The organism is Halomonas dongshanensis, from assembly GCF_024790395.1.
GTDB lineage: Bacteria > Pseudomonadota > Gammaproteobacteria > Pseudomonadales > Halomonadaceae > Vreelandella > Vreelandella dongshanensis.
On the sequence record NZ_JAJISC010000002.1, the window covers coordinates 202,820 to 214,277 of the forward strand.

The window sequence follows — 11,458 nt, forward strand, 5'->3', positions numbered from 1 at the left end:
CGTTACTCTTCGGGTAGCGCGTAGGCGATGACGTAGTCGCCCATCTTAGTGCCGAAGGTGCCGTGGCCACCGGCGGTAATGACCACGTACTGGCGGCCATCGGCGCCGGTATAGGTCATCGGAGTAGCCTGGCCGCCAGCGGGCAAACGCCCTTTGAACAGCTCTTCGCCCGTGGCGATGTCGTAAGCGCGCAGGTACTGATCCAGCGTGCCTGCCAGGAACGAGACGCCACTGGCGGTCGTCACCGGGCCGCCCAGCGCGGGTACACCAAGGTTGAGGGCGATTGGCAGGCCAAAAGGCATGCTGTCACGCGTCGTACCGTTGCGGTAGCGCCAGGTGACCTCGGCGCTTTGCAGATCGATGCCCACGCGGTTGCCCCAAGAGGGCGCTTGGCAGGGCAGGTTGAAGATCGACAGCAAAGGCCCAAGCTCGACGGCGTAGGGGGCGCCCGCGTTGGGCTGTAGGCCCTGCTCGCTGGCGGAGCCTTCGGCGTCTTCTACCTCTTCGCGCGGAATCAAGCGCGAGACGAAGGCCAGGTATTTGGCCCCGGTGAACAGCGCCTGACGTTCGGGATCGACCGCGACACCGCCCCAGTTCATCACGCCTACGTTACCTGGATAGACGATGCTGCCTTCGAGCGAAGGCGGGGTGTACTGGCCTTCGTAGCGCAGTGAGTTGAACTGGATACGACACATCATCTGATCGATGGGCGAGGCGCCCCACATGTCGCGCTCGGTCAATGGCGGCGGCAGCAGGTTTAGCTGTGATCGCGGCTGGGTCTCGGCGGTCCAGTCGCCCTCGACGGCGCCTTGGGGAGCAGGCACTTCGTCGATGGGGACGATGGCCTCGCCCGTTTCGCGATTGAGCACGTAAAGGCTGCCCTGCTTGGTCGGCTGGATCACCGCTGGCTGCACGCCCTCATCGGTGGCGAGATCGATCAGCACCGGCTGGGCGGGCATGTCCATATCCCAAAGATCGTGATGCACGAACTGATAGACCCAGGCCACTTGGCCCGTTTCGAGCTCAAGTGCGACGAGCCCGGCGCTGTAGGTTTCGTCGTTCTCGCTGCGATCGGCGCCATACTGATCAGGCGTGGCGTTACCCATGGGCAAATACACAAGCCCCAGCGCTTCGTCGACGCTGATCGGTGGCCAGACGTTGGGTGAGTTGCGCGTATAGGTCTCACCTTCGGCCAGCGGTGCGGTCTCCTCGGGGTTGCCGCTATCCCAGTTCCAGACCAGCTCGCCGGTGCGCACGTCGAAGGCGCGGATCACGCCTGAGGGCTCGTCGGTGGAGCTGTTGTCGGTAACGTGGCCGCCCAAAATCACCAGGTTTTCGGTGACGGTGGCGGGCGAGGTGGAGTAGTAGCCGCCGGGGTCGAAGCTGCCGATGTTCTGAGTCAAATCCACCGCGCCGTTCTCGCCGAAGCCTTCGCAGGGCTCGCCGGTATCGGCGTTCAGGGCAATCAAGCGCGCATCGGCGGTGGGGAGGTAAAGCCTCCGCGGGCACATGACATCGGTCTGGCTCAGCAGCGCCGAGCTCGATGTGGTGGGTACCTCACTGGGCGAGATGTCGTCGCTTCCCAGATTTACGATGCCCCGTAGCAGCGCCACGTCGATGGCAAAGGCTTGAGGGTCGGCGAACAGATCGGGTGCTTCGCCGTTATCGCTCATGTCGACGTCGTTGGCAGTATCACTGCCATAGTTGGCGGCGTCGTAGTAGGCGAGACCACGGCAGGTCATGTGCGCCCAACCGGAAAAGTCATCGGCGCCCTGGGTGCTGATCTCGGGGTCGAAGGCCCACAGGGTTTCACCGGTTTCTGGTGAGAGCGCCATGGCGCGGCTATGCGATGTACAGATATAGAGCCGATCGTTGACCTTGAGCGGGGTGTTCTGGTTAGTGATTTCAGGCGGTGAATTGGGGCGTGGTTCGTCGCCGGTTTGAATGCGCCAGACCTCCTCGAGCTCGCCGACGTTCTCAGGGGTGATCTGGGTAAGCGAAGAGTAGTGCGTGCCCGCGTTGGTGCCGCCGTAGGCTGACCAGTCGTCACCTGCTACCTGATCCGGGTTGACGCGACTGGCATCGGGGGAGGTATCGATCGTGCCCGCCAGGGCCACCGGATCATCCTTCAGGCTGATACCAGCCACCACGAGTGACGCGACGATGCTAAGCGCCAGGGCAATATTGCCGCCTTTACCCGCCAGCGGGCGCCACCAACTCACCAGCAGCAATACGATGGCAAGCAGGCAGGGGAAGGCCACGCGGGGCACGAGCTGCCACCAGTCGAAGCCCACCTCCCAAATGGCCCAGAGCAGCGTACCCAGCAGTACCAGAGCATAGAGCCAGAGCCCGGCGGCGTGTCGGCGTATTAATAGTAGGCCGCTGATGCCAACGCCCGCCCCGGCGATGGCGTAATAGGGGCTGCCACCAAGCGTTAGCAGCCAGATACCGCCAACCAGTAACCCTAGCCCGATGATAACGAGCAGGGCGCCGAGCAGGCGGCTAGGCCATGCGCGACGCGTGTGCATGTGATCTTCCATACCTTCTATCCTATGAACGTGGCAAAACGAGCAAGGTCACCAAAGTCGACCTTGGATACGTATTTTCACTCTAGTGCAGAATGGTTTGGATGCTGAGGTATCGATACATTTTATGAAGCAGTTTTTCTTTTAATGCTTAGCGCCGAGTTAGCGAAGCCAGCGATACGCCGAGAATCGACATCAGCGCCAGCGCCAATACCGGCATGATCACCGCCAGCGGCGCACGCTCGACGTAAGGCAGAGCATCGGCGAGTATCAGCCCCCATTCGGGTGACGGAGGGCGCGGGCCCAGGCCTAGAAAGCCCAGGGCCGCCAACGCCAAGGCGTTGCCGGGCAGGCGCAGCATGGCGTGGCGCAGTACCGGCCAGAAAATCGCCGGTAGTATCGAGCGCGGTATGAGGCGCAGCGCCCCAACGCCCAGTATCGGCGCAATGCGCACGTGGGGTTGCGCGCGAATCTCTGATACCAGCGCAGCGGTATGGGCCGCTAGAGGCGCCCAGGCAACGCTGGTAACGGCTATCACCGCTCCCATGGCACTAGGCCCCATCGCCGCTACGACGATAAGGGCGGCGATGGTGGGAGGCGTTGCCTTGGTGATTTCGATCGGGCCGATGGCAAGCCTGGGCATCAAGCCCACGGCAAGCCCAATGACCAGCGATATCAAGGTGACGACCACCGCCATGCCGATGGTGGAGAGTGCGCCGTGGGCGATCCGCGCCAGCACGTCGCGCCCAAGCCCGTCCGCGCCCAACGGCAACGCGATGCTCGGCGGCTGAAGGCGAAGATAGCTCGAAGTGAACGGATCACGCGGAAGCCCCAAAGCAACCAGCATCACCAACAGCACCAATACGAGCACTGGCACGATCCATAGGCGTCGATTCAGCGGCCGAGGTGCGATGGTGGCCACTGGCAAGGCACCAAGGCCCAGAGCGCGACCAAGTAGCGCCACGCGCACTAGGTTGGCAATAACGCCAATTGCCAGAGCGTTCAGCAGCAGAATAAGAATGCCGCCCTGCAGCGCTGGTAAGTCTTGGGCCGAGGCAGCGCCTAGCACAGCGCGCCCCAGGCCCGGAATCGAGAACACTTGCTCGACGGCAATTGCGCCGCCGGTCATCGCCACGATGATCATGCCGATCTGTGGCATCAGTGCAGGTAAACTACGCCGCAGCACGGCGCGGGCGATCTGGGCGCGGGTGAAGCGGGCGACCGCCCAGGTGGCGATCCAGCGCTCATGAAACGTCGCTGCGACGGCGTTGGTTAAAAGCCGCCCTAATAGCCCGCCGCCCGGTAGCCCCAAGGCGAAAGCGGGCAGCACGATGTGCATTGCACCCTGCCAGCCATAAGGCGGAAACCAATCCAGCCACACTGAAAAAACGACCAAAAAAAGGGCCGATAGCATGAACTCGGGCATAGCGGTGAGGCTTGCTGCCAACAGCCCCGAAGAGCGCGTATCCTGCCCGTTAAGGCCGCGGCGAAGTGTGGGCCAGCAGAGCAGAGCCGCCGTGACGAGCGCAACCGTGAAGGCCGCCGACATCAGCGTCAGCGACACCCCGAGAGCCTTGATCATACCGGGCAAGATCGGCGCGCCGGATATCCACGAGTGGCCCAGGTCCCCGTGTAGAAGGTTGACGAACCAGCGCTGCAGGTGCTCTACCGGCCCCAGCGCTAGCCCGAGCTGCTCCCGGATCGCCGCAAGCGTTTCCGGGCTTGGGTTCTGATCGCCCATGCGCGCACGCAGAATACTTGCAGCCGGGTCGCGCCCAGAGATCCAGGGCAGCAGCGCGATCAGCACCATGACGGCCAACAGCGTCACCCCGCGCGAAAGCGCGGGGAGAAGAGAGCTCATGTACCTGGTCATCGTACCGATCCGGTTACTCGGAAAGCGTCGTATGTTCCGTAATCAGCATGCGCTCGCGCGGGTCGCGCTCGGCATTGGCAACGGCTGTGGTTTCACCCTGAATGACGCGCTCGTGGAGCATAGGAATGGCCGCATCGGTGGCCAGAATGGCCGCTTCGGCTTCGATGATCGCTTGGCGACGCGCTTCTCCAGGTTCGGTAGCGGCGGCCTTGGCCAACGCTTCATCGACACCTGCGTCGCACAGCTGAGAAATATTGAACGAGCCGCTACAGGAGAAGTCGCTGACCATGTAGGAAACCGGGTCACCAGAGTCCAGCACGGTTGCCCGCGAAAGAATGAAAAGATCGAAGTTACCCGCCAGCGCATCGGCTTCGATATGCGCGTATTCGCGTACGTCCTGCTCGACCTCGAAGCCCGCCTGTGTCAGCGCCTGGGCAACCAAAACGGCGACTTCGGGTAATTCGGCGCGGTCGGTAAAGGTGCCTAGGGTAATGCGTGTGCCTTCAGGAGCACGAGCGGCCACATGGTCGACCGGCTGGCGCATGCCAGCTGCCCAAGGCAAAGCCGGGCCGAGCAAGCCTTGGGCTTCATCAGCGCGGCCTTCGTAGACGGTACGCACGATAGCGGCGCGGTCGATGGCTTCGCGCACGGCGGCGCGCAGCGCCGGGTCGGCCAGTGGCCCGCGCTCGGTGTTCACGTAGAGCGTGTTGGTACGCGGCATGGGCACTTCGTGAATCAAGTCGGCGTCGATCAGTGCTGCCTGGCTGACCGGCACGGCTTCGACCACCTGGGCTCTTCCAGTGCGTAGGGCGGCGCCACGTGCGGTGCCATCACCCACGTAGTCGGCGTCGATGCCCGAAAGCTTGGCGCGCTCGCCCCAGTAGTCGTCGAAACGGTCTAGATGAGCGCTGGTGACCCCATTGATGGCGGTGAGGACGAACGGCCCGGTACCGGCTTCGCGCGGGTCGATGACGCCATTATCGCCGTAGGCGCGCTCGGCCATGATGGCAAGCTGCGGGCTCGACAGGCGGTTGGGCACCAACGGGTCATCGGCTTGGGTGCGCACGATGACGGCATCGCCCTCGACCTCGGCGGTCATCTCGACGCCGTCGAGAATGCGCGGCTTGGGAACGGCGTTGGCGGCTGCCGTCAGTGAGGCTACGACGCGTTCAGGCGTTAGCGCCGTACCATCGTGGAAACGCACGTTTTGGCGCACGACGAAACGCCAGGTGTGAGTGTCCAAGCGCTCCCATTCGGTGGCCAGGAACGGCGTTGGCGTACCGTCGGCGTCGAGACGAATCAACGTTTCTGCCATTGACCAGCGTGACAATTTGAAGGCGTCGTCCGACAGGGGGCTAAGGCCCGAGCGTGGCGGCTGCAGGTGCGCCACGTGAATGCGCGGGTCGTCATGCTCCTGCGCACCGTTCTGAGCCTGACCGCTCTGGGCATGGGCGAACCCCGCAAGCGTAAGTCCGGCCAAAGCGGCGCCAATCAGTCGTTTCTTCATCGTGTTTGTCCCTTGAGTAATGTAGCGTTCAGGCAGCGGTCACTAGCGGTGGGGCGGCTTCCAGCAGTGCGCGTGTATGAGGATGTTGCGGCGTTTTTAAAAGCTCAGGCGTTGGCCGATCCTCGACCAAGCGCCCCTGCTCCATGACCATGGCGCGCTGGCAAAGCCCGGCGATGATCGATACGTCGTGAGAGACCATGACGATGGCGGTTCCGTGGGTATTGGAAAGCTCACGCAGCACATCGATGACCTGAGCGCGGATGGTCATGTCCAAGCCGCTGACCGGCTCGTCGGTCAATAGCAGCGCAGGGCGAGTGGCGATCGCTCGGGCTATCGCTACCCGCTGCGCCTGCCCGCCGGATAGCTCGTCTGGCCGTCGGCTCAGAAAGCGGTGGTCGAGCCCGACGCTTTCCAGCGCCTCTTCGGTGCGCCGTGCAATATCGCCGTCACCTCCTAAGCGCAGTAACGGTTCGGCGACCAGTTGGGCTACGTTCATTCGCGGTTCGAGCGATGCGATAGGATCCTGCGGCACATACTGTGCAGCGCGCCGATACCAGCGCAGCGCCGCGATCGAACCGGGGGCCACTGCTCGGCCTTGGTAATGAATGTGGCCCGCCTGAGGGCGCTCCAGTGCCAGAAGGCAGCGTAAAAGGCTGGATTTACCCGAGCCGGACATGCCTAGAAGCCCCAGGCGTTCGCCCGCTGCGAGATCGAAAGAGACGTCCTGCAGGGCGACCACTGGTGCTGAGCGGCGCCAACGCTTGCGAGGAGAGGGGTAGCTCAAGGATAGATTGCGCACGCAAAGCAGTGAGGTCATGCGTAGAGCCTCTCGCAGGCGATCCCGCATACCCGGGCGGATTCGATCAGGCGCTGGGTATGGGGGTGTTGAGGGGAGGTGACGAGATGCTGCATGGGACCACGCTCGACTACACGCCCTGCGTCGAGGATCAGCGCTTCTTGGCAAAGATGCGTGGCGGCGTGTAGGTCGTGGGTAATGAACAGCAATGCTGGACCGCTGGGGGCGGCAGAAACGTCATGTAGTAGGCGCAGAATCTGAGCTTGGGTCACGACGTCCAGCGCTGAGGTCGGCTCGTCGGCGATGATGACCGGCGCCTGGCAGGCCAGGGCCATGGCGATGCATACGCGCTGACGCTGACCGCCAGAAAGCTCCGCCGAGCAGCGCTTCAAGATCTGTTTGGGCTCGTGGAAACCCACCTGCGTCAACAGGGTAGCGGCCTGATCGCGCCGGGCTTTCGCTTTGAGTTTCTGGTGGCGCAGTGCGCCCTCGAGCTGATAGCCAATGGTGGCGAGCGGGTTGAGGGCTGCCAGAGTGTCTTGCATCACCATTGCCGGGCGAGCATCGAGCGGGCGGGAGAGCGCTGTGGTCGAGGTGACATCTATGGCGTTGATGGCGATGGCCCCTGACACCGTTGCATGGGACGGTAATAGGCCTAGCGCGGCTCGAGCGGTCATCGACTTACCGGAACCCGATTCACCCAACAGTGCCAAGCGCCCGCCTGGGGGTAGCTCGAAGCTGATGTCATCGAGAAGAGGGGTATTGCCGAAAGAAACGCAAAGCTTATGTACGGCAAGGGCAGAGGGTAGGGCGGGTGGCATGGTGTCTTCATAGCGAATCGATGTAACGACAGTATAACATTACATTAAAGTGAATCGAAAACAGTCTTGTCGCTGGAAGATAGGCAGACCCCTTACAACTGGTCTGCCTACATTATTACGAATGCGAAGTGAACATTAGGGTATCAAAGCTTGACGATCATCTTGCCCGTATTGGCGCCTTCGAAGAGGGCCAGGAAGGCATCTGGTGTGCGCTCGAGCGTCTCTTCCACGGTCTCTTGGTAGTCGATTTGGCCTGCCGCAACCTGCGGGCCTACCTCGTCGAGAAAGTCTGCGTAGCGGTGCCAGTGATCGGCGACGATAAAGCCCTGCATGCGTGCCTTACGCACCACCAGTTGGGAAAGGTTGCTGGGTCCTGGCGCGGGGGCCGTGTCATTGTAACTACCGATCATGCCGCACACGGCGATGCGCGCGTGCTCGTTGAGCTGCCCTAGGGCTGCTTCAAGACAGATTCCGCCGACGTTTTCGAAATAGACATCGACTCCTTCTGGGCTGGCTTGGGCGATGGCGCGCTCCAGTTCTTCGGCGTTTTTATTCCGGTAGCTCACGGCTTCGACGCCGCGCGACGCTAGCCATTCGAGCTTATGCTCGGCACCGGCGATACCGACCACGTGGCAGCCTTTCGCCTTGGCAAGCTGGACGACCAGCGAGCCCACGGCACCGCTGGCGGCACTCACCAGTACCTTGTCGCTTGATTGGCACTCGGCGATCAGGTTCAGGCCCGCCCAGGCGGTCATGCCAGGCATGCCCAGAACGCCCAAAAACGCCTGCTCGGGAACGTCGATGTTGGGCAGTTTCTGCACGCCGCTGGCGGGGAGCTGGGCGATATCCCGCCAACCGCCCATGTGGCTGACCAGATCTCCTTCTTTGAAGTGCGCGTCTTTGGAGGCGATGACCTCACCGACGGCGCCGCCTTCCATCGGTTTCCCCAGCTCGAAGGGCGCGACATAGGTGCGCTGACCGCTCATGCGCCCGCGCATGTAGGGGTCGACCGAAAGCCAGCGGTTGCGAATGCGCACCTCGCCTTCGTCAAGCTCAGGCAGCGTTTGCGTTTCCAGGGTAAATAAAGTGCGATCGGGCAGGCCAACGGGGTAATCGGTTAGCGTGAAAAAGCGCATTTGCATGTTGCCTCCTTGGGGCTCAGGCCGTGTCGATAGCGTGAGTAGATGGTTCTCTGTCGATAACGTGCGTATGTGACCGACGCTAGCCGCTGGCGTTCACCTGTCGAGGGCATAGAGAGGTGTCGGTAACGGGGCTATAAATCGTAGCGCAATAAAAAAGGGCGAACCCGGTAGGGTTCGCCCTTTGGCGCTGTTCGTCTAAGGGGTATCGCACAGTAAGGGTGCGTTATCCGTTAATCGAGCAGTGTCAGCATGACGGAGGCGGTGCCTCGGTTGATCATGCCCAATCTGCGCGCCGCGCTCTTGGAGAGATCGATGATTCGGCCTTGAACGAAGGGGCCGCGATCGTTGATCAAGACCTCGACTTCCTGGCCGGTATCGGCTCGGGTGACCAGCACTTTTGAGCCGAAAGGAAGGCTTGGGTGCGCTGCGGTCAGCTCCTGCTGATCGAAACGCTCACCGCTTGCGGTAGTGGCGCCTTGGAAACGGTCACTATAGAAAGAGGCCGTACCTTCCTGAAAATCTCCTTGTTCGTCTGCGGCGGCTTGCCCCGCTGACATGGCCAGGAGAAGGGCCATTGCGACAGTGGAAAAGAAGCGTTTACTAGCTCCCATCGGGTGTTCCTCAAGTGTCGTATCGCATAAGTGCTTGCTTCAATGAGGGGCCAAATGGCTAGGGGATAGTAACGACCATGCTGGTAATCGGCAAGCTTTGCGAAGATCTACGCAGATGTGCGACGTTAACGTCATTTTCTCAATGTGCGTTCTTTTCTTTGCTATCAGCGAGTTATCCGTCGCGATACAGAAATAAGGAAATAATTGCGCTGTCAACGAAAACAGCGAATCACGATAGAATTTTCTCGCATATAAGACGAATAATTGTTAGCGTTTTAAGCTTGTTCGACTACCTCGATGATCAAGGATGGGTACATGGCGAAGTCTTCCGCACTCTCTCTCGTTTTAGTGGCAGCGGGCGGTGTCGTGGTCGGTTTTTTGGGCGCCCAGGCACTACAGAGCCAGGGCCCGAATACTACCAATGATACGGCCGATGGTTCGGTATTGGCGGGGCTCGATACACTAACGTTGGGCGAACGCACCCAAGGTGAAATTACCTCGGCCAGCGAATTTAGCGGCAGCGACGGCAGCCGTTTCGAGCGCTTCGCGCTGAGCCTTGAAGAGGGCGATCTCATCGAGGTAGCGCTCAGCGGCTCGCTCAATGGACGCGTTGCTCTGTTCGATGACCAGCTTACGCTTCTTAACGCCGCCGAGACCGTGCGTTACCGCACCGATGCAGCGGGTGACTACATGGTCGTGGTCAGCGGTGCCGACGCTCAGAGCTTCGGTCCTTTCCAAGTGCTAAGCCGCACCATCGAACTTAGCGACAGCGATATTCTAGAAGTCGGCACGCCGCTGGATAGCTGGCTCCAAGGGCAGAGCAAGGCCTATACCCTGACTATCGAAGAAGCGGGCCTTTACCAGATCGACATGCGCTCTGACGAGCTCGATGCCTACCTCGAAGTTTCAGGCAATGGCGTCGATGCGCGTGATGACGACAGTGGCGAAGGCTACGACGCTCGCGTGCGCTCCTATCTCGAGCCGGGTGAGTACCAGGTCAATGCCACGACCTCCTATGGCGAAAGCAACGGCATTTACACTATCTCGGCCGAACCCTATGAACTGCCCAACGGCGCCGAACTGCAAAACTCAGGCACCCTGACCACAGGTGATGAAATCACCGGCTGGTACAGCGGCTCGAGTTTGAGCTACGACGTCGAAATCGACGAGGCGGGTCTCTACCAAATCGATATGATCTCCAGCGACGTCGATGCCTATCTCGAACTCGAAGGCCCCAACGGCTACTACCGCGAAGACGATGACGGCGGCGACCAGCTCAACGCCCGTATCTCCGACTTCCTTGAGCCGGGTACCTATCAGGTGACCGCGCGTACGGCCTATAACGACGGCTCTGGCCTCTTCACGCTTGGCGTCGAAAATCGCGAACTGCCGGGCGACGGCGAACTCAATAACTCAGGTACGCTCACGCCCGGTGAGTCGTTCAACGGTTGGTACAGCGGCCAGGATCTGAGCTATGAGCTCAACATCGAAGAAACCGGCCTCTATCAGATCGACATGACCTCCGATGACGTCGACGCCTACCTCGTAGTCGAAGGCCCCAACGGCTACTACCGCGAAGACGACGATGGCGGCGACGGCTATGACGCCCGCGTGGCCGATTTCCTCGAGCCCGGCACTTATCAGGTCACGGCGCGCACGGCATTCGGTACCGGTAGCGGCCTGTTCACCCTTTCGGCTGAGTCGCGTGAACTGGAAGGCGATCAAGAACTGCAAAACGGTGGCGCCGTCGACATTGGCGAGACGATTTCGGGTTGGTACACCGGTGAAGTGCTGAACTACGATCTAGAGATCACCGAGACGTCCGAAGTCACCATCGACATGCGCTCTCGCGACTTCGACGCCTACCTCGAGTTTGCCGGTGAAGGCATGAATGAAAGCAACGACGACGGAGGCAACGGCACCGATGCCCGTTTGGTGCTCACACTTGCTCCTGGCAACTACACCATCGGCGCGCGTGGTTTCAGCTCGCAAGGCAACGGCTTGTTCACTCTTGACGTGGCCGCCGAGCCCACCGAGGCACAACCGCAGCTGTAAGCTATTTGCGCACTCCTTTTAGGTAGTAACGCTAACGCCCTTATCGGTTTTCCGATAGGGGCGTTGTTATTGTCGATGTGCTCTGCTTAGTTGCTTTTATTAACGCTATGTAACAATTATGTTATTAG

The 11,458-nt window shown here is 61.1% G+C and carries 8 protein-coding genes; 1 reads left to right on the forward strand and 7 read right to left on the reverse strand.

The window, feature by feature from the left end:
• Nucleotides 1-2: 2 nt before the first annotated feature.
• The 7 genes from LLY24_RS04450 to LLY24_RS04480 form a co-directional block, all read right to left on the reverse strand.
• Nucleotides 3-2,528, reverse strand: coding sequence for a glucose/quinate/shikimate family membrane-bound PQQ-dependent dehydrogenase (locus tag LLY24_RS04450; RefSeq protein ID WP_427854534.1), 2,526 nt, complete (start codon nt 2,526-2,528; stop codon nt 3-5).
• Between the two features lie 148 nt (nt 2,529-2,676).
• The gene (locus tag LLY24_RS04455) at nt 2,677-4,386 is read right to left on the reverse strand and encodes an ABC transporter permease subunit (RefSeq protein ID WP_259035078.1); all 1,710 of its coding nucleotides are present in this window, start codon (nt 4,384-4,386) and stop codon (nt 2,677-2,679) included.
• Between the two features lie 25 nt (nt 4,387-4,411).
• Entirely contained in the window at nt 4,412-5,905 is a 1,494-nt protein-coding gene (locus tag LLY24_RS04460; protein WP_259035079.1) for an ABC transporter substrate-binding protein, read from the reverse strand.
• Between the two features lie 28 nt (nt 5,906-5,933).
• Entirely contained in the window at nt 5,934-6,722 is a 789-nt protein-coding gene (locus tag LLY24_RS04465) for an ABC transporter ATP-binding protein (RefSeq protein WP_259035080.1), read from the reverse strand.
• Entirely contained in the window at nt 6,719-7,522 is an 804-nt protein-coding gene (locus LLY24_RS04470; RefSeq protein WP_259035081.1) for an ATP-binding cassette domain-containing protein, read from the reverse strand. The genes LLY24_RS04465 and LLY24_RS04470 overlap by 4 nt, the downstream gene beginning before the upstream one ends.
• Before the next feature lie 143 nt (nt 7,523-7,665).
• A complete protein-coding gene (locus tag LLY24_RS04475) occupies nt 7,666-8,664 on the reverse strand; it encodes an NADP-dependent oxidoreductase (RefSeq protein ID WP_259035082.1) in 999 nt (332 codons plus the stop codon).
• 230 nt (nt 8,665-8,894) lie between these two features.
• Nucleotides 8,895-9,275: a septal ring lytic transglycosylase RlpA family protein gene (locus LLY24_RS04480; RefSeq protein WP_259035083.1), complete on the reverse strand. Its 381-nt coding sequence runs from the start codon at nt 9,273-9,275 to the stop codon at nt 8,895-8,897.
• A gap of 315 nt (nt 9,276-9,590) precedes the next feature.
• On the opposite strand from LLY24_RS04480, the gene LLY24_RS04485 reads away from it, so the two are divergent.
• Nucleotides 9,591-11,330: a COG1361 family protein gene (locus tag LLY24_RS04485; RefSeq protein WP_259035084.1), complete on the forward strand. Its 1,740-nt coding sequence runs from the start codon at nt 9,591-9,593 to the stop codon at nt 11,328-11,330.
• Nucleotides 11,331-11,458 lie beyond the last annotated feature (128 nt).

What these genes read in the sequence shown, in the direction of transcription:
- LLY24_RS04450 (WP_427854534.1), bottom strand. Translation starts at nt 2,528, where the DNA reads ATGCACACGCGTCGCGCATGGCCTAGCCGCCTGCTCGGCGCCCTGCTC.
- LLY24_RS04455 (WP_259035078.1), bottom strand. Translation starts at nt 4,386, where the DNA reads ATGAGCTCTCTTCTCCCCGCGCTTTCGCGCGGGGTGACGCTGTTGGCC.
- LLY24_RS04460 (WP_259035079.1), bottom strand. Translation starts at nt 5,905, where the DNA reads ATGAAGAAACGACTGATTGGCGCCGCTTTGGCCGGACTTACGCTTGCG.
- LLY24_RS04465 (WP_259035080.1), bottom strand. Translation starts at nt 6,722, where the DNA reads ATGACCTCACTGCTTTGCGTGCGCAATCTATCCTTGAGCTACCCCTCT.
- LLY24_RS04470 (WP_259035081.1), bottom strand. Translation starts at nt 7,522, where the DNA reads ATGCCACCCGCCCTACCCTCTGCCCTTGCCGTACATAAGCTTTGCGTT.
- LLY24_RS04475 (WP_259035082.1), bottom strand. Translation starts at nt 8,664, where the DNA reads ATGCAAATGCGCTTTTTCACGCTAACCGATTACCCCGTTGGCCTGCCC.
- LLY24_RS04480 (WP_259035083.1), bottom strand. Translation starts at nt 9,275, where the DNA reads ATGGGAGCTAGTAAACGCTTCTTTTCCACTGTCGCAATGGCCCTTCTC.
- LLY24_RS04485 (WP_259035084.1), top strand. Translation starts at nt 9,591, where the DNA reads ATGGCGAAGTCTTCCGCACTCTCTCTCGTTTTAGTGGCAGCGGGCGGT.